The 19,638-nt window shown below is 74.6% G+C and carries 20 protein-coding genes; 9 read left to right on the forward strand and 11 right to left on the reverse strand.

The features are described 5' to 3' along the window. Positions 1–2 precede the first annotated feature (2 nt). Positions 3–923, forward strand: a complete 921-nt coding sequence (locus ACTMS2_RS17455) for a carbohydrate ABC transporter permease (protein ID WP_441176318.1) — start codon at positions 3–5, stop codon at positions 921–923. Positions 924–972: 49 nt separating this feature from the next. Here the strand turns inward: ACTMS2_RS17455 and ACTMS2_RS17460 are convergent, their stop codons facing one another. The 5 genes from ACTMS2_RS17460 to ACTMS2_RS17480 all read right to left on the reverse strand — a co-directional run bounded on the left by ACTMS2_RS17460 (position 973) and on the right by ACTMS2_RS17480 (position 5,324). Continuing rightward, positions 973–1,824, reverse strand: coding sequence for a S1 family peptidase (locus tag ACTMS2_RS17460; RefSeq protein ID WP_441176319.1), 852 nt, complete (start codon positions 1,822–1,824; stop codon positions 973–975). Positions 1,825–1,960: 136 nt separating this feature from the next. Beyond that, a complete protein-coding gene (locus ACTMS2_RS17465; protein ID WP_089001207.1) occupies positions 1,961–2,476 on the reverse strand; it encodes a 2'-5' RNA ligase family protein in 516 nt (171 codons plus the stop codon). Positions 2,477–2,500: 24 nt separating this feature from the next. Then, positions 2,501–3,547, reverse strand: a complete 1,047-nt coding sequence (locus ACTMS2_RS17470; RefSeq protein ID WP_441176320.1) for an NAD(P)-dependent alcohol dehydrogenase — start codon at positions 3,545–3,547, stop codon at positions 2,501–2,503. Between the two features lie 264 nt (positions 3,548–3,811). After that, positions 3,812–4,714 (reverse strand): hypothetical protein, encoded by a 903-nt coding sequence (locus ACTMS2_RS17475; RefSeq protein ID WP_441176321.1) that lies wholly within the window; start codon positions 4,712–4,714, stop codon positions 3,812–3,814. Between the two features lie 106 nt (positions 4,715–4,820). Continuing rightward, complete coding sequence (locus tag ACTMS2_RS17480; RefSeq protein ID WP_441176322.1) at positions 4,821–5,324, reverse strand: DinB family protein; 504 nt, start codon at positions 5,322–5,324, stop codon at positions 4,821–4,823. 132 nt (positions 5,325–5,456) lie between these two features. On the opposite strand from ACTMS2_RS17480, the gene ACTMS2_RS17485 reads away from it, so the two are divergent. The 3 genes from ACTMS2_RS17485 (at position 5,457) to ACTMS2_RS17495 (ending at position 7,280) form a co-directional block, all read left to right on the forward strand. After that, positions 5,457–6,377: a DUF72 domain-containing protein gene (locus tag ACTMS2_RS17485; protein ID WP_441176323.1), complete on the forward strand. Its 921-nt coding sequence runs from the start codon at positions 5,457–5,459 to the stop codon at positions 6,375–6,377. 107 nt (positions 6,378–6,484) lie between these two features. Continuing rightward, positions 6,485–6,676, forward strand: a complete 192-nt coding sequence (locus ACTMS2_RS17490) for a hypothetical protein (protein WP_363895589.1) — start codon at positions 6,485–6,487, stop codon at positions 6,674–6,676. Between the two features lie 76 nt (positions 6,677–6,752). After that, positions 6,753–7,280: a DinB family protein gene (locus ACTMS2_RS17495; protein ID WP_441176324.1), complete on the forward strand. Its 528-nt coding sequence runs from the start codon at positions 6,753–6,755 to the stop codon at positions 7,278–7,280. A gap of 54 nt (positions 7,281–7,334) precedes the next feature. Here the strand turns inward: ACTMS2_RS17495 and ACTMS2_RS17500 are convergent, their stop codons facing one another. Together ACTMS2_RS17500 and ACTMS2_RS17505 are read right to left on the reverse strand one after the other, a co-directional pair. Continuing rightward, a complete protein-coding gene (locus ACTMS2_RS17500) occupies positions 7,335–7,700 on the reverse strand; it encodes a hypothetical protein (protein ID WP_441176325.1) in 366 nt (121 codons plus the stop codon). A 155-nt stretch (positions 7,701–7,855) separates the two neighbouring features. Next, on the reverse strand, positions 7,856–8,491 hold the full coding sequence (locus ACTMS2_RS17505) for a hypothetical protein (RefSeq protein WP_441176326.1): 636 nt from the start codon (positions 8,489–8,491) through the stop codon (positions 7,856–7,858). Positions 8,492–8,693: 202 nt separating this feature from the next. On the opposite strand from ACTMS2_RS17505, the gene ACTMS2_RS17510 reads away from it, so the two are divergent. Together ACTMS2_RS17510 and ACTMS2_RS17515 are read left to right on the forward strand one after the other, a co-directional pair. Then, positions 8,694–8,864, forward strand: coding sequence for a hypothetical protein (locus ACTMS2_RS17510; RefSeq protein WP_172896549.1), 171 nt, complete (start codon positions 8,694–8,696; stop codon positions 8,862–8,864). 72 nt (positions 8,865–8,936) lie between these two features. Then, complete coding sequence (locus ACTMS2_RS17515; protein WP_441176327.1) at positions 8,937–10,715, forward strand: SpoIIE family protein phosphatase; 1,779 nt, start codon at positions 8,937–8,939, stop codon at positions 10,713–10,715. A 6-nt stretch (positions 10,716–10,721) separates the two neighbouring features. On the opposite strand, the gene ACTMS2_RS17520 is transcribed toward ACTMS2_RS17515, so the two are convergent. The 3 genes from ACTMS2_RS17520 to ACTMS2_RS17530 all read right to left on the reverse strand — a co-directional run bounded on the left by ACTMS2_RS17520 (position 10,722) and on the right by ACTMS2_RS17530 (position 14,394). After that, a complete protein-coding gene (locus ACTMS2_RS17520; RefSeq protein WP_441176328.1) occupies positions 10,722–11,585 on the reverse strand; it encodes an alpha/beta hydrolase family protein in 864 nt (287 codons plus the stop codon). A 101-nt stretch (positions 11,586–11,686) separates the two neighbouring features. Next, on the reverse strand, positions 11,687–12,904 hold the full coding sequence (locus ACTMS2_RS17525; RefSeq protein ID WP_441176329.1) for a glycosyltransferase: 1,218 nt from the start codon (positions 12,902–12,904) through the stop codon (positions 11,687–11,689). 221 nt (positions 12,905–13,125) lie between these two features. After that, positions 13,126–14,394 carry a globin domain-containing protein gene (locus tag ACTMS2_RS17530; RefSeq protein ID WP_441176488.1) on the reverse strand — a complete coding sequence of 423 codons (1,269 nt, stop codon included), beginning with the start codon at positions 14,392–14,394 and terminating at the stop codon, positions 13,126–13,128. A 112-nt stretch (positions 14,395–14,506) separates the two neighbouring features. Between ACTMS2_RS17530 and ACTMS2_RS17535 the strand changes: the two genes are divergently transcribed. Beyond that, complete coding sequence (locus ACTMS2_RS17535) at positions 14,507–15,004, forward strand: RrF2 family transcriptional regulator (protein WP_441176330.1); 498 nt, start codon at positions 14,507–14,509, stop codon at positions 15,002–15,004. A gap of 9 nt (positions 15,005–15,013) precedes the next feature. Then, a complete protein-coding gene (locus ACTMS2_RS17540) occupies positions 15,014–15,655 on the forward strand; it encodes a class I SAM-dependent methyltransferase (RefSeq protein WP_441176331.1) in 642 nt (213 codons plus the stop codon). 128 nt (positions 15,656–15,783) lie between these two features. On the opposite strand, the gene ACTMS2_RS17545 is transcribed toward ACTMS2_RS17540, so the two are convergent. Next, entirely contained in the window at positions 15,784–17,043 is a 1,260-nt protein-coding gene (locus ACTMS2_RS17545) for a hypothetical protein (protein ID WP_441176332.1), read from the reverse strand. 500 nt (positions 17,044–17,543) lie between these two features. Here ACTMS2_RS17545 and ACTMS2_RS17550 point away from each other — a divergent pair, with 500 nt between their 5' ends. Continuing rightward, positions 17,544–19,628 (forward strand): DNA gyrase/topoisomerase IV subunit B, encoded by a 2,085-nt coding sequence (locus ACTMS2_RS17550; protein ID WP_199184686.1) that lies wholly within the window; start codon positions 17,544–17,546, stop codon positions 19,626–19,628. Positions 19,629–19,638: the final 10 nt, after the last annotated feature.

Below are 19,638 nucleotides of genomic sequence, written 5' to 3' on the forward strand. Positions count from 1 at the left end.
TCGTGACGGCCACGGTGCAGCGGGCCGTCGCCGCGCCCGTACCCGCGAGCGCGCCGGGAGGCGCCGACCGGCGGGCGGCGGCCGAGGAGAGCGGTCGCCCGCTGTGGCAGCGGGTGCTGTTCGTGGTCGCGCTCGTCGGCGCCGCCGTGGTGTTCATGCTGCCGTTCGTCTGGCTGATCGGCGCCTCGCTGCGGCCCCGCGAGTACGTCTTCTCCGGCGGGTTCCTGCCCACCCCGTTCGCGCCGGAGAACTACGCCGACGCGTGGCAGGCGGTGCCGATGGTCACCTGGCTGTTCAACAGCGTGGTGGTGGGCACGGCGGCGGCGCTCGCGGTGACGCTGTCCAGCGCGTGGGTGGCGTTCGGCTTCGCGTACTTCCGGTTCCCGGGGCGCGATGTGCTGTTCGGTCTGGTGCTCGCGACGATGATGCTGCCGTTCGCGGTGACCATGATCCCGACGTACCTGATCTGGACGGAACTGCGGCTGACCGGCACGCAGGTGCCGCTGTGGGCGGGCAACCTGTTCGGTTCGGCGTTCTACATCTTCCTGCTGCGGCAGTTCCTGCTCTCACTGCCGCGCGAGTACTTCGAGGCGGCCCGGGTCGACGGGGCGAGCTACCCGCAGCTGTTCTGGAAGCTGGCCTTCCCGCTGATCCGGCCCGCCCTGCTGGTGGCCTTCATCTTCGAGTTCAAGGCGAGCTGGACGGACCTGATGAAGCCGCTGATCTACCTGCGCGACGAGGAGCTGTACACCCTCCCGCGCGGGCTCAAGGTGGTGCTGGACCGCTTCGGCTACGGCGGCGAGCAGCAGTGGGAGATCGTGCTCGCGGGCAGCGTCATCGCGACCGTGCCGATGCTGGTGCTGTTCTTCCTCGCCCAGCGGCACTTCGTCGAGGGCATCGCCACCACCGGCCGCAAGGGCTGACCCCGCCGTGCCCGGCCCGTCTTACGGGTCGGGCCGGGCACGTGCGGGCTCAGGGGATGGTCACGCCGTACGCGGCCAGGATCTCGACGATCGGCTGGTAGTAGGTGGTGCCGCCGGTCGTGCAGTTGCCGCTGCCCCCGGAGAGGATGCCGAGGACGACGCCGGTGCCGGGGACGTAGAGCGGCCCGCCGCTGTCGCCCGGCTCGGCGCAGATGTTGGTCCGGATCAGCCCGGTGACGGCGCCGCCGGCGAAGTTGACGGTCACGTTGAGCCCGGTGACCGTGCCGCAGCGGACCCCGGTCGTGGAGCCGCTGCGACAGACCGTCTGGCCGATGTGGGCGTTGCCGGCGCCGTTGATCGTGACGAGGCCGGGGTACGTGTAGACGGCGCTGGGGTGGGCGACCAGGCTCGTGTAGCGGACCAGCCCGTAGTCGTTGCCGGGGAAGCTGCTGCCCACCCGGCTGCCGAGCACGGTGGTCTGCGCGCTGTTGGCGTACCAGGTCGCACCGGCGGCGGTGCAGTGCCCGGCGGTGACGAAGTAGTAGGTGCTGCCGCTGCGGACGTTGGCGCCGAGGGAGCACCGCCCGCCGCCGCCGTAGATCGCCTGACCACCGGCGATGAGCAGCCGCAGCTCACCCGGCTCGTGCCGGAGCACCGCACCGGCCCGGGCGGCGGTCGCCCGCAGCGCGGCCACGTCCCGGGCGGAGACGGTGTCGTCGACGGTCAGGGTCATCCGGCCGGTGGCGGGGTCGAGGCCCCAGGCGGTGCCGGTGGTGCGGATCTGCGCGAGCGCGGTCGCGGCGCGGGCTGCGTCGGCGGGGGCGGGGGCGGCGTGGGCGGGCGCCGGCAGGCCGAGCAGCAGCGCGGCGAGCAGGAGCAGGGCGAGCGGGAAACGACGCATCGAACCTCCAAAGATTCGTTTCTGTCGATTCCCTACAGGATCCACCCCCGGGCGTGACGCGGACAAGCGGCCGGTCGGTCCGGCCCGTGAGGGTGCCACCGACGGCGACGGCGACGGCGGCATCGGGGCGGCCCGGCTACGGCAGCGGGTGGGAGATGCCCCGGGCGTGGTCGGTGAGGGCGGCGCCGACCACGGTCGCCTCCAGCGGCAGCACCTCCAGGCAGCGGCGCACGGCGGCGGCCATCAGGACGTTCGGCACGCGCATCGACAGCGTGCAGTGCGGCACCCAACGCCCCGGCTGGTAGTGCTCGACCAGCGGGATGCCGGCCTCGGCCAGCCGGCCGTGCACCCGCGCGTGGTGCGCGAGCAACTCGACCGTGGGGGTCGGGCCCAGCCACAGGACGCGGCCGACGAACTGCCCGGCGTGTTCGAAGCTCAGCCGCAACGGCGCGGCCACCACCGTCCCGCGCAGCGCCGCCGCGACCCGCTCCGGATCGAAGCGGGGCGCGACGGCGAGCGAGACGTGCGGCCGGTGGCGCTGCTCCAGCAGCGACCGCATGCTCTGCACGCCCTCGGACTCCAGCGCGTCCCAGAGCACCCGGATCCGTCGGGTGGCGTCGGTGTCCAGGTAGAGCTCCAGCGCCGCGACCACATGATCACTCTAGGGGCGCGGTGCTCACGGCACGACGACGGCCCGACCCTCCAGCGTGCCGTCGGCCATCTTCCGGTACGCGACGACCGCCTCGTCCAGCGAGAAGGTGGTGGCCTTCGGCTTCACCAGTCCCCGGGCGCCCAGTTCGAGTACCTCGATGAGTTCCGGCCGGCTGCCCCAGTACGTGGTCTGGATGCTCACCTCGTACGGCACCGAGAAGAAGCCCACCGGCAGGGTGCCGCCGCCGATGCCGACGATGGTGAGGTCGCCGACGGTGCGGGCGGCGGCGGCACCGAGCGCGAGGGTGGGGTCGGCGCCGACGAAGTCCAGGATCACGTCGGCGCCCCGACCGCCGGTGGCCTGGCGGATCTCCTGGGCGGTGTCCGCGCCGGAGAGCATGGTCAGGTCGGCGCCGCACTCCTCGCCGAGCCGCAGCGCTTCCTCGCGGGTGTCCACCGCGATCACCCGCGCCGCGGTGGTGGCCTTGAGGATCTGCACGCCCACGTGCCCGAGCCCACCCACGCCGATCACCACGGCGGTGCTGGTCGGGCCGAGCTTCGCCCAGGACCGGCGGATCGCGTGGTACGGGGTGAGCCCGGCGTCGGTCAGCGGCGCCGCCAGTACGGGGTCGAGCCCGTCGGGCAGCGGCACCACCTGCCGGGCCTGCGGCACCAGCATGTACTCGGCCATGCCGCCGTCCAGGCCGAGGCCGCCGCCCCCGCCGGGCACCGGCGCCTCGGCGACGTTCTCGCAGTACGGGTCGACGCCCACCCGGCAGCGGGCGCAGGTGCCGCAGCCCCACGGCCCGTACACGGCCACCGGCTGGCCCACCGTCAGCCCGGTGACCCCGTCGCCCAGCGCGTGCACCCAGCCGGCGTTCTCGTGGCCGAGGGTGAACGGTGGGTTCCAGGGCACCGCGCCGGCCTCGAAGTCGTGCATCAGGTGCAGGTCGGAGTGGCAGGCCCCGGCACCGCCGATCTTGACCACCACCTGACCCGGGCCGGGGGTCGGCTCGTCGACCTCGACCAGCTCGGGCTCCGACTTCCAGCCCGGCAACCGCAGTGCGCGCATCAGACGCCTCCTGTTCTCCCGCTTCCGGTCCGACTGCCGGCTGCCCGTTCAGCGACCGGCCAAACGGGCCCCGCGGCGGGTCGGCTCACCCCTTCCGGGTGAGCCGGGAACGCGGCCGTCGGCGGGGGCGCCCGGGTTGCCGAGGGCGGCCTACAGGGCGGTCATTCCGCCGAGGGCGGGCGGCTCACGGGGCGGTCATCCCGCCGAGGGCGGGACGGTCCACGGGGAGGTCATTCCGCACAGGGCAGGCGGCTCACGGGGAGGTCACCCGTCGAGGGCGGGGTCCACGGCGGGCCGGGGGTGGGCCGTCCGGGCGGCCGCCTCCGACGGCGACAACGTGGACGGCCCCGAGCGCCGGCCCGTCGGCTCCGTGCCCGGGCGGCTCGTCGGCTCCGTGCCCGGGCGGCTCGTCGGCTCTGCGCCTGGGCGGTTCGTCGGCTCCGTGCCCGGGCGGATGGTCGGCCCGACTCCGGGGCGGGCCGTCGGGTCGCCTCCGGGGTGCCCGGTCGGTCCCGCTCCCGGCGGGCCGGTCGGATCGGCGCCGGGCCGACCGGACGGGCTGCCGGCCGGGCCGGGGCTCCGCGGTTCGTCGGCCAGCACCCGCTCGCAGTAGCCGGCCACCTCCTCGCGGCCACCGGCGGCGCGGATCAGGTCGGCGAGGGCGGCGTCGTCGAGCGCACCGCCCGGGCCGTCGTCGCCGTCGGCCCGGTACGCCCGGCAGGACTCCCGGACGGCCGCGTCCGGTTCCGGCCGGCCGTCGGCCCCGCCCGTCGGCGCCCGCGAAGGGTCGGGAACCGCCGTGCGGGAGGCGTCCCGGTCGGGGGCAGGCTGGACAGCGGCGGTGGTGGGCGCCGGGGCCCGCAACGGGTGGGGCAGGGTGCCCCCGGTGGCGGCGAGGGCCACCCCGCCCGTGAGCGCGAGCGCCGCACCGGCGAGCGCGGCGCGCACGCCGAAGCCCGCGAGGGCGGGACGGCGTCGCTGCGGCAACTCGGGAGGGCGCCCGGCCCGGACCAGCCGGTAGGCCCGGACGGCGGCCTCCTCGCCGGCCAGCTCCCGGGGGTGGGGTGCGGCGCGCACCGCGGTCAACAGCGACGCGACGGGACGTGGGCCGTCCTGCGGGTCGAGGACCGGACCGCCGAGCAGCCGCTCGACGGTTTCCTGGTCCATCCGATGTGCTTTCATCTCGTGTCCCTCAGCGCCACGGGCCGCCGGACCGTCACACGGGTCGGGGTGTGACGGCCGACAAGGGCCGGGTCGGCGACCGGGGCCTGGCTCAGCCCATCGTCTTGGCGCCGTCGATCGCCTCGCGCAGGATGTCGGCATGCCCCGCGTGCTGGGACGTCTCGGCGACGAGGTGCAGCAGGACGCGGCGGACTGACCAGCTCGCGCCGGGCTGGAACCAGGGGGCCTGCGGCAGCGGGTGGGTGGCACCGAGGTCGAGGGTGCCGACCAGCCCGTCGGTCTCGGCGGCCACCCGGGCGTAGTCGTCGAGCAGCCCCGCCAGCGTCTCGCCCTCGTTCATGCGGAACTGGCCGGCCCAGTCGAGCGGCTCGCGGTTCATCGCCTCGGCACCGCCGACGGCGAACCACATCCACCGCTGCTCGACCTGCGTCACGTGCTTGATCAGACCGCCGGGACACAGCTCGCTGACGGTGCTGCGGGCGGCGGCCTGCTCGTCGGTCAGACCCTCGACGGTCCGCCGCAGGAAGCCGCGATGCAGGCGCAGCGTCTCCACCAGGTCGGCCCGCTCGCCGGTCAACTGATCGGTCGTGGACATCGCCACGCTCCCTCCTGGGCTCCTTCAGAACGCGGCTGAGCCTAGGACCGCCCACCGACAGAAACGGCTTCCCGGACGCCGGGTTTCCGCCACCGGTTGCCGTTTCGTCCGGTCCGGGGTGCACTGAACTACATGGGTGTGATCAAGGTGGGCACGTCGTCCTGGGCGGACCGGATGCTGCTGCGCTCGGGCTGGTATCCCCGCGCGGCGAGCACCCCGGCCGGCCGGCTCGACTTCTACGCCGGGCACTTCCCGCTGGTCGAGGTCGACACCTCCTACTACGCGGTCCCCGTGCCAGAGACGACGCAGGGCTGGGTCGACGCCACGCCCGAGGGCTTCACCTTCGACGTCAAGGCGTTCAGCCTCTTCACCGGCCACCCGACACCGGTGGCCGCGTTGCCGCGCGACCTGCGTCCGACCGGCGGCCCGAGTCGCATCCGCCGCCGCGACCTGCCGGCGGCCGCGTACGACGAGTTGTGGGACCGGTTCCGGGCGGCGCTGGACCCGATCGCGGCGGCCGACCGGCTCGGCGCGGTCCTGCTCCAGTTTCCACCGTGGCTGGCCCGGGGAGCCGCCGCCGAGCGGCGCATCGCCGAACTGGCGGAGCGGTGCCGACCGTGGCGGGTCGCCGTCGAGCTGCGCCACGGGTCCTGGTTCGACGGCACGGCGGCGCTGGACACGCTCGCGTTCCTGCGGGAGCGGGACCTGTCGTTCGTCTGCGTCGACATGCCGCAGGGGCATCCGTCGTCGGTGCCGCCCATCCTCTTCGCCACGGCGGAGCTGGCGGTCGTGCGGTTCCACGGGCACAGCACCGCCTGGGAGACCGGGGACAAGCAGGAGAAGTTCCGCTACGCGTACGGCGACGAGGAGCTGCGCCGCTGGTCGGAGCTGCTGGTCGAGCTGGCCGGGCAGGCACAGGAGCTGCACGCGCTGTTCAACAACTGCTGCGAGGACCAGGCCCAACGCGACGCCGCCCGGCTCGCCGAGCTGCTGGGCGTGCGGCCGGCGGGGCGGGGTCGGGCGGAGCGGGCCGCAGCCGGCTCCCCGTCCTGAGCGCCGCGCCACGTGTCGTCCGGCCCGGACGGAGCGTCGGCGGGGAGGTTTTCCCACCGGCCGCCCGGGTACCGCCCGGGGCGTGAGCGACGGAAGGGGACGCGGTGATGGGTGAGCGGCGGCAGGAACACGACGAGGACGCGACGCCGGGCGTACCGCAGGACGCGGCGGCGCGCGAGACCCGGCAGGCGCAGGACGCCCACGGCGGAAGCATGGCGCCCGGCCTGGTGGACGACACCGGCCATCCGGTGGCGGACGACCCCACCGAGGTCGCGGGGGAGGACACCGCCGGCGGCTGAGGCGACCGCCCGGGAGGGGCCCGGCACGCGGCCTTATTGCGTCGACCGGGCCGCCGGCCTCGGGCATGATCGCCCGATGGCGGCAACCTCCCGTGCGCTCCTGCGCTGGCAGTTCGACCTGACGTGGTCGCTGTTCGAATACCATCTCGAACGCATCGAGGCGGCGGACTTCCTCTGGGAACCGGCGGCGCGCTGCTGGACGGTCCGTCCCGGCCCCGCCGGCGGGTGGACCCCCGACTGGGCGGACACCGAACCCGATCCCGTGCCGGTTCCGACGATCGGCTGGCTGTCGTGGCACATGGGCTGGTGGTGGACCGTGGCCATGGACCATCTCGGGGGACGGCCACCCCGGCAGCGCACCGACGTCGGATGGCCGGGCCCGGGCGGGCCGACGATCGCCTGGCTGCGGGGCCTGCGCGCCGAGTGGCTCGGTCAGCTCGACCGGCTCACCGACGCAGACCTCGACGCCCCCGCGTCGTTCCCCTGGCAGGAGGACGCGGGGCACACGGTCGGGCACATGCTCGCCTGGGTCAACGCCGAGTTGATGAAGAACGCGGCTGAGATCGGCCAACTCCGGCTGCTGCGCGTCGCGGGACGCGGCTGACCGCCGGACGCCCGCGCCGGGTGACCCGGCTCGCCGCGCCCGGGTCCGTACCGGTCACGACCGTCGACCCCGGGTCCGCAACGCGTCCTCCGTCCGGGGCTCGACGTCGGCGGCGTCGGGAAAGGACCGGCGGGCCGGCGCCGGGTCCGGCGGAGCGCCGGGGCCCGCCGGCCGCGTGGGCGTCGGTTCGACCGGGCCGAAACCGTGCCGCCCGGCCGGTCCGGACGTTCCCGCCGGCTCACCGGCCCGCTGATCCCCGCGCCGCCCCTCCGGTACGGCGGTCTCCTCGCTACCCTCGTCCATGGGGTCGTGCCCGCCGGTGCCCCACGGCGGCTCCGCGTCCAGCCCGTCCCTGGTCACCCAGGGCGTGGTCGCCTCCGGTGGGCGTCGCTCCCCGCCGCGTCCGTCTCCTGCCGTCATGGGCCACCTCGCTACTCGGTCCGCCGGTAGAGGCTCCGAATCCCCGTCGCCGGGGCGGTCATGCCTGCCGGCGCCGGATCCCGGGCGGCCGCAGGACACGCGGAGCGGCGCCCCGCCGCCGAGGAGTCGGCGGGACGCCCCTCGGCGTACGCCGGTCAGCAGCGGCCGGACTTCGCCATCCGCTTCTGCCTGGCCGCGGTCATCGCCATGAGCGCGCCCATCCCCTTCGGCGCCTTGCGCATCCCGCCGACGCGCCCGAGCATGCCCCGGAACACCTCGCCGGGCTTCTGCTGCTCGCCCATGTACGCGGTCATCACGATGAGCGCCCCGGTCATCGCCGGGATGGCCCACTGGAGCATCCGCATCTGCCGCTGACACGACGCCACGTTCGACGGCGTGTGCGAGTTCGGCTCGGTGACCCCCTCGACCGCCGGCCCGCCGGCCTTCTCCAGCTTCATGCCGAGCAGCCGGCTGTAGCCGGTCACCGCCAGCGCGCCGACCGTCAACGCCGTCTTCAGCGTGCTGGCCCGGGCCACTCCCGACTGGGCGGCCACCCGAGGGCTCTCCGTCACCAGTTCCCCGACGGCCCCCGCCAGGTGGGCGCCGATCGCCGCGGCGTTCACCGGGGTCCACCGGGCCCAGCCGGCCGAGGCCATCGGCAACCGCTGGGTCGAGTCGTTCATCTGTGCCGCCGCGCCGTTGACACCGAACGCTCCCATCAGGGAGCCCCCGAACCAGGCCGCCAAGCCCAGATCGTGCATCGAGCGCAGTGCGGTGTGTCGTTCGGACATCTGATCCCCTTCCACCGTGTCGGGCGGTGCGGCATACCCGCCGCCCGGTCGGCTAATCCCGCCCGTCACCTGCTGATACGCCCCGGCAGCGCAGATACCGGGCCCGGCGTCCGTGCCCGGTCGACGACGGGACGCGGCCGAGAGGAGTCGGCGGGGCCGGTGGCGGGTAGATCGTCGGACGACCCGACGAGAGGGGTAGCCGATGTCGCAGCCGGAGGAGAGCCGGGAGAAGACCGCGTCGACCGACGCGGTGCTGATGCACCCGGACAACGATCCGCGCAAGACCACGGCCCAGGTGCCGCCGCCGGCCGAGCGCGGCGAGACCCGCGTGGAGCGCGACGGCGAGATGGTGCCCGTCGACACCGACGAGTGAGCAGCGGCGTCCCGGGCGGCGGGGGCCGCCCGGGACGTGCGTACGGGGCGGGCGAGGTCGGGAGCGAGGGACGTGGGCGACGGGTGGGACCGGTCGGGCGAACCGTCGGCGGTGGACCACGCGCGGATCTTCGACGCCGCGCCGTCGCCGTACCTGGTGCTCGATCCGGACCTGGTGATCGTCGAGGTCAACGAGGCGTATCTGCGCGCCACCGCCCGTACCCGTGCGGAACTGCTCGGGCGGGAGGTGTTCGCCGCGTTCCCGGCGAACCCGGACGACCCGGAGGGCACCGGGGTGCCCAACCTGCGGGCCTCCCTGCTGCGGGCCTGGGACACCGGCCGGGCGGACACGATGGCGTTGCAGCGCTACGACATCCCCGACGGCGTCGGCGGCTTCGTGCGGCGGTACTGGAGCCCGATGAACGTGCCGATCCTCGACGACCACGGGCGCGTCGTGCTGCTGCTGCACCGGCCCGAGGACGTCACGGACTTCGTCCAGCAACGGCAGCGGACCAGGGACGAACAGGCCCGCGGCGAGAGCTTCCGGCGGCGCATGGCGGCGGCCGAGGCCGACCTGTACGCCCGCGCGCAGGAACTGCGCGGCGCGCTGGAGGCACAGGCGGTGGCAAACCGCCGCCTCGCCACCCTGGTCGACCTGGCCGCCGACCTCGCCGGCTGCGAGAGCGTCGCCGAGTTGACCGAGGTGGTCGTCGACCGGGGGCTCGGGGCGCTCGGCGCCGACGGCGGCGCCGTCGCCGTGCGCGACGACACCGACCTGCTGCGGTTGACGTTGACCGACAGCCTCGGCGGCGGCACCCGCGCCCGCTACGCCGAGCTGTCGCTGACCGGTCCGCTGCCGTCCAGCGTCTCGGCGTACGCGGGTCGCACGGTCTTCCTGCCCGACCGGGCCGCCGCGCTGGACTTCACGCCGGAGATGGCGGCGGTCCTCGACACCACGGGACTGGAGGCGTGGGCCTCACTGCCGCTGCGGGTGGGGGAGCGGCTGCTCGGCGCCCTGACCGTCGGCTGGCGCGCGCCACACCCGTTCGAGCGGCGCGAGGTGGAGGTGCTGGGCGCGTTCGCGGCGCAGTGCGCGCAGACGCTCGACCGGATCCGGGTGCACGGGGAACAGCGGCGGACCTCGGAGACGCTGCAACGCAGCCTGCTTTCCGACCCGCCGCCGGTGGCCGGCCTCGACATCGCGGTGCGGTACCACCCGGCGGTGGAGCACGAGCAGGTTGGCGGGGACTGGTACGACGCGTTCCCCGCCGCCGACGGGGCCACCACCGTCGTGATCGGCGACGTCACCGGGCACGACCGCGCCGCGATGGCCGCGATGGCCCAGATCCGCAGCACGCTGCGCGGCATCGCGTACGTGCTGGGTGAGCCGCCGGCGGCGATCTTCGCGGGGCTCGAACGGGCCCTGCGCGGGCTGGGCGTGTCGACGTTCGCCTCGGCCCTGGTGGGGCACGTGCGCGTCCCGGGCGCCGCAGGCTATCCGCGGTCGGCGCACCTCACCTGGTGCAACGCCGGCCATCCGCCGCCGGTGCTCGTGCACCCGGACGGCACCGCGCGGCTGCTGGTCACCGACCCGGACCCGCTGCTCGGTGTCGGGCCGCTGCCGCGCCGCGACCACGAGACCGACCTCGAACCGGGCGCGACGCTGGTGCTCTACACCGACGGGCTCGTCGAGCGCCGCGACCTGCCCGTCGACGCCGGCATCGAACGTCTGCGGGCGGCGGCCGGACGGCTGTGCCACCTGCCGCTGGAGGCGTTCTGCGACGCGCTGCTCGCCGGGCTGACCGCCGAGCCGGACGACGACGTCGCCCTGCTGGTGCTGCGGGTCGGTTGAGGGCGGTCAGCGGGCCGGCAGGTCCGCCGCGAAGCGGGCCACCCGGGCCGCCAGCGGCCCGCTCGCGCGTACCCAGGTGAAGTGGTCCATCCGGGCGCCGGCCTGCGCCGCCGTGTAGCGCTCGCGGGCGACGGGCGCCGCGGCCAGCTTCGCGCACAGGTGGTCGAGGGTCTCGTGCGGCGTGTACTGGTCGTCGTCGACGCTGACCGCGAGCACGGGGGTGCGCAGCGCCCGCACGGCCGCTTCGGCGTCCACCCCGTCCAGGTGCGGGAAACGCCCGGTCCGCGCCGTGTGCGCCCAGTCCCGGATGACGCCGCGCGCCTGCCGGCCGCCGAAGCCCCAGCCCGGCCAGACGCCGAGCAGCCGGGCGGTCGCCGCGATCCCCTGGGTGTACGGCAGGACGCCGTACCCGCGCAGGCCCGGGTAGCTGCGCCACCACGGCACGCCGACGGCGACCAGCGCCAGCCCGTCGACGTCGTGCCCGCCGTGCACGGCGAGATGCAGCAGGGCGGCCTGCCCGCCGAGGGAGTGCCCGAGCAGCAGCGTCCGGCGCCCGTCCCGGCGGGCCTTGAGTGCCCCCAGCGCGGCGCCCACGTCGGCGGTCAGCTCCGCGTAGCCGTACCGGCAGGCGCGGCTCGGCTTCGGGGTGCTCTCCCCGGTGCCGCGCAGGTCGGCCACGGCCACGGCCAGGCCGGCGGCCCGCAGCGCGGCGGCGAACGGGCGGTAGTAGCGCGCCCGGACCCCCATGGCGGGCGTGATCAGCACCAGCGGGGCGTCGGTGACGCCGTCCGGATCGGGATACACCTGTAGCCCGAGGCGGGCCCCGTCGACCTCGACGAACTCCTGTCGGTATTCCCCCGTCGCGTTCACCGCCCCAGGCTACGGCCCGAGGCTACCGGCGGGTAACCATCAGGTGGTGGGCGTCACGCGCGCGCCGTCGGATCGCCCGCGTGACGCCCCGCCCGTCCGCGTCACGCCACCGCCGGAGCGGGGCGGCCGACCGTGCTGACCGTGGCGTAGACCGCGCTCAGCTGCTCGGCGCAGCGCTTCCACGAGTACCGGTTGCGGATCCGGTCCAGCGCCGCCGTCGCGTACGCGAAACGACGGACCTTGTCGGCGAGCAGCCGGCGGACCGTGGAACCGAGGATCCGGGGGTCGCGTGGCGGCACGAGGTCGCCGGTCAGCCCGTCGACCACGCTGTCGGCGATCCCGCCGACGTTCGTGCCGACGACCGGCACCCCGCACGCCATGCTCTCCAGCGGGGTGAGCCCGAACGGCTCGTACCAGGGGGCGGCCACCAGCAGGTCCGCCGAGCGGTACCACGGGGCCAGCTCCTCCCGGGGCAGCCCGCCCAGCAGCTTCACCCGGTCGGCGACCCCGCAGGACTCGGCGAGCGCGCGGAGGCGACGGGCGAAGCCGTCCGCCGCCAGCAGCTTCGCGGGCGGTCCGCCCACCACCACGCACTCGGCGTCCGGGACGGCCGGCAGGGCGCGTACGACGTCCTGGATGCCCTTGCGTTCCACCAGCCGTCCCACGGTGATGATCCGGTGACGGGCCGGATCGCGCGGGGCGACGGGCCCGCCGGGACGGAACAGTTCCTGGTTGACCCCGGCGGGGACCAGCGTCATTCGGGACCGGGGCACGCCGAGGCGGACCAGCTCGCCCACCTCGTCCTGGCACTGCACGATGACCCGGTCCGCGGCCCGGCCCAGGGCGCGCTCGTAGCCCACCCGGCCTGGTGGGCTGGCGTCCCGGTCGCCCTTCGTCTGCCGCTTGACGGAGCCGAGGCTGTGGTACGTCAGCACCACCGGCACCCCCGTACGCCGGCCGGCGTGCAGGGTGGCCAGTCCGCTCGTCCAGTAGTGGGCGTGCGCCACGTCCGGCACCCAGTCGCCGTCGCGCCACTGGCCGGCCAGCCAGCGACCGAACTCGCCCAGGTGCGGCAGCAGTTCGTCTCTCGGCACCCGCAGCGCCGGCCCGGCCGGCACGTGGCACACCTGGTAGCCGTCGGAGGTGAGCACGGAGTCGGGCGGGGCGGTCGAGTCGCGCCGGGTGTAGACGCGCACGTCGTGCCCCTCGCCGACGAGGGCGGCGGCGAGTTCCGCCACGTGCGTGTGCTGACCGCCGGATTCCCCCGCCCCTCCGACGGCGAGCGGACTGGCGTGCTCCGAGATCATCGCGATACGCATGTGCTTCCTCCATCGGCCGGCCCGTCGGCGGGGACCCGGTCGAGCCCCGGGGCGTCTCCTCGCCGCCTGGCGGACCCCGCCGCAGGAGTCCCTACCCTGGACCTCCCCTCCTAACCGCCGCCCGCCCGGCTCGTCGTGAGGGACTCTCCGTCGGGTGTGGAGACGCCGACGGGCGGCGGGGCGAACCGCCCCACCGCCCGTGACCGGCCGACGACAGTGGGTCAGGACCGGTTGTCGTGGAGCATGCCCGGCCCGAAGACCTCGTAGGCGATCCGCTCCACGGGCACCCCCCGGCGCAGCAGGCCGCCCCGGACGGTGTTCATGAACGGCAACGGCCCGCACAGGTGCACGTGGGCGTCCGGGGAGAGCGGGATCAGTGCCGGGTCGACCCGGCCCGCGATGACCTCGGCGGTCACCCCGGCCAGCTCGCCGTCGGTGAGGTCCTCGTACCAGAGGGCGGTGCGCAGGTTGGGCAGCGCGGCGTGCAGGCGCGGGAGCTCGCCGCGGAACGCGTGCGCCGCGCCGGCCCGGTCGGCGTGCACCAGCACCACCGGGCGCTGCGGCTCGGTGGCGGCCAGGTGCTCCAGTGCGGCCATCGCCGGGGTCAGGCCGATGCCCGCGCTGACCAGCAGCAGCGGGCCCTCCCCGGCCACCGCGCTGACCTCGCCGAACGCCGGGCTGAGCCGGAGGACGTCGTCGACGCCCACGCGCTCGTGCAGGAACGTGGAGACCATGCCGTCGGGGGCGCCGCCGACGCCGCGTACGCGCTTGACGGTGATCCGCCAGTGCGCGGCGCCGGGGCAGCCGGAGAGGCTGTACTGGCGGATCTGCTGACCGCGCCCGCCGTCCAGGTCGACGGCGACGGAGGTGTACTGGCCCGGGACGAAGGTGGGCACCGGGCCGCCGTCGGCCGGGACCAGGGTGAACGACACGACGTCCAGTGCCTCGGTGGTCCGGGCGGTGATCCGCCAGTCGCGCCACACGGGCTCGCCCTCGGCCAGCCCGGCCTCGGTGTAGAGGCGGGCCTCCCGGGCGATCAGCTCGCAGGCCAGCAGCCAGTAGACCTCGTCCCAGGCCGCCGCCACCTCGGCGGTGACGGCGTCGCCGAGCACCTCCCCGACGGCGGCGAGCAGGTGCCGGCCGACGATCGTGTACTGGGTGGCGGTGATGCCGAGCGAGGCGTGCTTGTGCGCGATGCGGTTCAGGATCGGCCCCCACGGCGCGCGGCTGCCGCCGGTCAGGTGCTCCGCGTACGCGACCACGGCGGCCGCGAGCGCGGCCTTCTGGGTGCCGGTGGCCTGGTTGCTGCGGTTGAAGATGTCGAGCAGTTCGGGGTGCGCGTCGAACATCCGCTGGTAGAACCGGCCGGTGATCGCTTCGCCGTGCGCCTGCACGGCGGGCAGGGTCGCCGTCACCACTGCTGCTGAGGACTCCGAGAGCACGACTGTCTCCTTCTGAGGTGAACCGCTCGAACCCCGACAGCAAAACAGGTATTCGAGATACCTCTTCAGGGCCGAAGGTCCCGGGTCGGGGGTCGTCCGGATCACATCCTGGGCCCGCTCGACCGTGGTGGGGCTCGACCGCGGTGGCTAGGGTCGAGACGTGAAGCTCAACCGGTCCACCGACATGGCGCTGCGTATCGCCATGCTCGCCGCCGCGAACCCGCGACGGATGACCGTGGACGAGCTGTCCGACCAGCTCGACCTGCCCCGCAACCACGTCGCCAAGGTGGTGCAGCGGTTGCAGCGGCTCGGCGTGCTCGTCACCATCCGGGGCCGCTCCGGCGGGGTGGCCTTCGCCGAGGGCGGCGGGGACACCACGGTCGGGCACGTGGTGCGGGCCTTCGAGGGCGACGACGAGGTGGTCTCCTGCGACGAGCCGGCGTGCTCGCTGCGCGCGGCCTGCCGGCTGCGCGGCGAACTGCGCCGGGCCCGCGACGCCTTCCTCGCCGTCCTGGACGGCGTGACCCTCGGCGGGCTCGTCGACGGGCCGACCGGCCCGGTGCTGCTCGCCCTCGGCCTGCCCCGCCCCCGACCGGCGCCGACGCCTGTCGCGTCGGCGTCCCCGGTCGGCCGGCGGGCCGTACCCGATCCGGTCTGAGGAGCGACGATGTCCCGTGGTCCGGTCTCCCACCCGGTGTTCGCCCGGGTGTTCGCGCGGGCGAGCGTGGCGATGGACGCCGCCGGCGCGGCCGCCCACCGCCGCCGGCTCGTCGCCGGCCTCGCGGGCCGGGTGGTCGAGGTCGGTGCCGGCAACGGCCGCACCTTCGCGCACTACCCGGGCACCGTCGAGCGGGTGCTGGCGGTTGAGCCGGAACCCCGGCTGCGGGCGGCGGCGCGGGTGGCGGCGGCCGACGCGCCCGTACCCGTCGAGGTGGTCGACGGCCTCGCCGAGGCGCTGCCGGCGCCCGACGGCGACGCCGACGCGGTGGTGCTGTCCCTGGTGCTCTGCTCGGTGGCCGACCAGGCCGCCGCGCTGCGCGAGGCCCGCCGGGTGCTGCGGCCCGGCGGGCAGGTGCGCTTCTTCGAGCACGTACGCGCGCAGACCCCCGGCCTGCGCCGCGTCCAGCGGCTGGTCGACGCGACCGTGTGGCCGCTGCTCTGCGGCGGCTGCCACACCGGCCGCGACACGGTGGCCGCGATCCGGGCGGCGGGCTTCACCGTCACCGAGCTGGACGCGTTCCGCTTCCCCGACAGCGCGCTCCCGGCCCCGGCCGCCCCGCACGTGCTCGGCGCGGCCACCCGCGACTGACCCGCCCCCGGCCGCGGCTGTGCTGCCTACCTACCGCCGTGCCGCCTGACCGCCGCCGTTTGGGGGGCGGACGCGGCGGAACCCCGCGCCGAGCGGCACGGGGTTCCGGGCTCCGGGAGGTGTCGCGGTCAGGAGACCGTGATCGAGCCGTCCCCGGCGCGGACGCAGGCCACGGAGCGCGCACCCGTGGTGGCCGCGCCCGTCAGGCACTGCCCGAGCACCTGGTGACCGGCGGCGTTCGGGTGCCACGACTCCTGGCAGGTCTGGAAGTAGCTCACGCAGGTGTTCGCGATCCGCTGGATGGCGATCTTGTCCTTGCCGGAGAGGCTGGTGACGAAGACGCCGTTCGGCGGGCTGTCCTGCAGGCGGATCGGGGTGGCGAGGGCTCCGGTCGGGCTCGTGCCGGACTCGCACAGCCGGGCACCGTCGAAGGCCCGCTGCACGTTGAGGTAGACCAGGTCCGCGCCGGGGAACTCGGCGGCCAGGGTGTCCCGGGTGGACTTCACCATCGTGCCCAGCCCCTGGGAGAAGCGGTGTCCCGGCAGCAGGCTGGCCCGGTGGATCGGGCAGCCGGCCGCGTACCGCTCGGCGCCCAGCGCGCGGAACTTGTCCCGGGTGTCGCTGCGGCTGTCCTCCTCGTGGAAGCGCGGCTCGAGGTCGAACGGCAGCGGGTTGGTGTAGTCCTGCAGGACGATCCGGTGCTGGCCGTCGGCGTCGATCTCGCGCAGCGTGGTGAGCAGCTGGCGTACGGCCGAGGTGGTCTCCGCGGTCGCGGCGCTCCACTGGGCGGCGGTGGCCAGGTCGGCGTCGGTGCAGGGCTTCTGCTCCACCGGTCCGCCGAGGTAGGCCCAGAACTCCCACCAGCCGGTCCAGGCGTCGGCGATGAACCGGTTGGCGCACTTCTCCGCGACTTGACCGAAGGTGAACGAGCTGTTGTTCGAGCCGAGCCCGAGCAGCACCAGGTCGATGTCGTGGGTCCGGCCGACCGCGCGGAGCTGGTCGAGCTGGGCGGCCACCTGGCGGCCGTTGGCCCGGGCCGAGGAGGCGGCGGCGATGTCGTGCGGCTGGCCGCCGGAGCAGGCGAGGTTGAACCGGTCCTGGATGCCCGGCAGGTTGGCCCGGTGCAGCGAGGCGTTCGCCGAGCGGTGGCAGAAGTACGCGTTGCTGTTCGCGGCGGTCCAGCCCGGGAAGCCCTGGGCGACCCCGTTGACGTCGGCGACCGGGGTGTACGCCCCGGCGCCCTCGCCGCTGATGAAGCTGTCGCCGAGCGCCACCGCGGCGGTGGGCGGGGCTGCCGAGGCCGGGGCGGACAGCCCGACGGCGGTCGACAGCGTGGCGGTGGCCACGGCGAGCGCCGCCGCGAGTGCGGTACGACGGAACCTGGACATCACGTCCTCCATCTGTCCATCGAAATATGAAAGATCCTCTGAGAGCGAGATCACATCATCCAGACGCGACGGGCGTCAATGGACCGGTAACAGAATCTTTCGATGGCGGACACGTCCGCCCCGGCGCGCCGGTCGGTTCCGCCGTCGGGCGGAGGCGTCGGGCCGTCGGGCGGAGGCGTCGGGCGGAGGCCTCGGGCCGCCGGGCCGTGGCGTCGCGCCGCCGGGTGCGGCGGGCGCCCCCGGGCCGGCGGGGCGACGCCGGGAAGGCCGGCCGGGGCGCCGGTGTTGTCACGGCTGGACCCACCCGCCGCCGGCTCGTTCGCAAACCGGTCACGGTGGTCCCGATACGCCGGAACCGGACGGAGCGCGCGACCCCGCCGCCCGGGCCCGCCCCGCCACCAGCCGCGTGCGTCGCTGCGGGGCGCCGTCGTCCTGTCGCATCTCCCGGTTAGGCTCGCTGCGGCGCGCCGGCCGACCCGCGACGTCGGACGCGGCACCACATCGCCGAGACCTGGGAGTACGACCAGTTGACCGCAGAGCCTGAGACCCTGTACGGGGCCGACGACCTCACGCACCTCGAGGGGCTGGACGCCGTCCGGAAGCGGCCCGGCATGTACATCGGCTCCACCGACAGCCGTGGCGTGGGTCACCTCGTCAACGAGATCCTCGACAACTCGACGGACGAGGGCGTCGCCGGCCACGCCACGAAGGTGGAGGTGACGCTGCACGCCGACGGCTCGGTCCAGGTCGACGACGACGGGCGGGGCATCCCCACCGACGTGCACGCCAAGTCCGGCATCTCCGGCGTCGAGCTGGTGCTCACCCGGCTGCACGCGGGCGGCAAGTTCGGCGGCTCCGGCTACAAGACCTCCGGCGGTCTGCACGGCGTCGGCGCCTCGGCGGTCAACGCGCTGTCCCGCCGCTTCGACGTCACCGTGCGCCGGGGCGGCAAGGTCCACGCGATGTCGTTCCGGCACGGCGTGCCCGGGGTCTTCGACGGTGACGGGCCCGACGCCGCGTTCACCCCGGGGCCCGGGCTGCAGATCGTCGGCGCGATGAAGCGCGGCCAGCGCACCGGCACGTCGATCCGCTGGTGGCACGACACGCGCTACTTCGAGACCGGCGCCACGCTGGACGCCGACGCGGTGCGGATGAAGCTGCGCAACACCGCGTTCCTGGTGCCGGGCGTCAGCTACACGCTGCGCGACCACACCGGCGAGGAGCCGACCGAGGAGAGCTTCCACTACCCCAACGGCCTGACCGACATGGTGGAGTTCCTCGCGCCGGCAGGAGACCGGCCCGTCTCGGGCATGCTGATGGTCACCGGCGAGGGCACCTACCGCGAGAACGCCGCCGACGCCAACGGCGTCATGCAGTCCAACGTGCAGCGTCGGGCCGAGGTCGAGGTGGCCTTCCGCTGGGGCACCGGCTACGAGCGCACCGTCGAGTGCTTCACCAACACCATCCGCAACGCGCACGGTGGCACCCACCGCAAGGGCTTCGAGCGGGGTCTGGCGCGTACCCTGGCGGAGGCCGTCCGCAACACCCGTGGCCTGCTCAAGGCCAAGGAGGATCCGCCCACCCTGGACGACGTCCTGGAGGGCATGACCGCCGTCGTGCACGTGCGGATCCCCGAGCCGCAGTTCACCTCGCAGACCAAGGACGAGCTCTCCACCGCCGGCATCACCAAGGTGATCCAGACGCTGGTGGAGCAGCACCTGAAGGCCTGGCTGGAGGACCGCCGGACCAAGGCCGAGGCGCGTACGGTCCTGCAGAAGATCGTCGACGCGGCGCGCGTACGGCTGACCCAGAAGCAGCAGAAGGACGCCGCCCGGCGCAAGACCGCCCTGGAGGGCGCGTCGATGCCGCCGAAGCTGGTCGACTGCCGCGCGGCGGGCATCGAACGTAGTGAGCTGTTCATCGTGGAGGGCGACAGCGCCCTTGGAACAGGGCGACTTGCCCGGTCTGCCGAGTATCAGGCGCTTCTTCCGATTCGCGGCAAGATCCTCAACGTGCAGAAGGCCAACCTTCAGCAGGTGCTGGACAACGCCGAGTGCGCCGCCATCGTGCAGGTGCTCGGTGCCGGCTCCGGCCGCACCTTCGACCTGTCGGCCATGCGCTATGGCCGGGTGCTGATCATGGCGGACGCCGACGTGGACGGCGCGCACATCCGCACGTTGCTGATCACGCTGTTCGCCCGCTACATGCGGCCGCTGATCGAGGCCGGCCGCCTCTACGCGGCCATGCCGCCCCTGCACAAGATCACCACCAGGGGGCGCAACCCGCAGACGATCTACACCTACACGCAGGCGGAGATGGAGGCGACGGTCCGCAAGCTGGAGAAGGCCGGCAAGCAGATCGTCACCCCGATCCCGCGCTTCAAGGGTCTCGGCGAGATGGACGCCGACGAGTTGTGGGAGACGACGATGAACCCGGCCACCCGGGCCGTGCGCCGGATCACCCTCGACGACGTCGACGCCGCCGAGCGGATCCTCGAACTGCTGATGGGGGAGAAGGTCGAGCCGCGCCGCAACTGGCTGATCGACTCCGCCGACCGGGTCGACCGCGAGGCGATCGACGCATGAGCACCGCCCG

The sequence above is a fragment of the Micromonospora sp. SD12 genome, from assembly GCF_052068495.1.
In the GTDB taxonomy this organism is placed as follows: Bacteria; Actinomycetota; Actinomycetes; order Mycobacteriales; family Micromonosporaceae; genus Micromonospora; species Micromonospora echinofusca.

Coding starts and splice junctions, on each gene's coding strand:
- ACTMS2_RS17460 (WP_441176319.1), bottom strand. CDS start 1,824: ATGCGTCGTTTCCCGCTCGCCCTGCTCCTGCTCGCCGCGCTGCTGCTC.
- ACTMS2_RS17470 (WP_441176320.1), bottom strand. CDS start 3,547: ATGCGCGCACTGCGGTTGCCGGGCTGGAAGTCGGAGCCCGAGCTGGTC.
- ACTMS2_RS17475 (WP_441176321.1), bottom strand. CDS start 4,714: ATGGACCAGGAAACCGTCGAGCGGCTGCTCGGCGGTCCGGTCCTCGAC.
- ACTMS2_RS17480 (WP_441176322.1), bottom strand. CDS start 5,324: ATGTCCACGACCGATCAGTTGACCGGCGAGCGGGCCGACCTGGTGGAG.
- ACTMS2_RS17485 (WP_441176323.1), top strand. CDS start 5,457: ATGGGTGTGATCAAGGTGGGCACGTCGTCCTGGGCGGACCGGATGCTG.
- ACTMS2_RS17490 (WP_363895589.1), top strand. CDS start 6,485: ATGGGTGAGCGGCGGCAGGAACACGACGAGGACGCGACGCCGGGCGTA.
- ACTMS2_RS17495 (WP_441176324.1), top strand. CDS start 6,753: ATGGCGGCAACCTCCCGTGCGCTCCTGCGCTGGCAGTTCGACCTGACG.
- ACTMS2_RS17500 (WP_441176325.1), bottom strand. CDS start 7,700: ATGACGGCAGGAGACGGACGCGGCGGGGAGCGACGCCCACCGGAGGCG.
- ACTMS2_RS17505 (WP_441176326.1), bottom strand. CDS start 8,491: ATGTCCGAACGACACACCGCACTGCGCTCGATGCACGATCTGGGCTTG.
- ACTMS2_RS17510 (WP_172896549.1), top strand. CDS start 8,694: ATGTCGCAGCCGGAGGAGAGCCGGGAGAAGACCGCGTCGACCGACGCG.
- ACTMS2_RS17525 (WP_441176329.1), bottom strand. CDS start 12,904: ATGCGTATCGCGATGATCTCGGAGCACGCCAGTCCGCTCGCCGTCGGA.
- ACTMS2_RS17540 (WP_441176331.1), top strand. CDS start 15,014: ATGTCCCGTGGTCCGGTCTCCCACCCGGTGTTCGCCCGGGTGTTCGCG.
- ACTMS2_RS17545 (WP_441176332.1), bottom strand. CDS start 17,043: ATGTCCAGGTTCCGTCGTACCGCACTCGCGGCGGCGCTCGCCGTGGCC.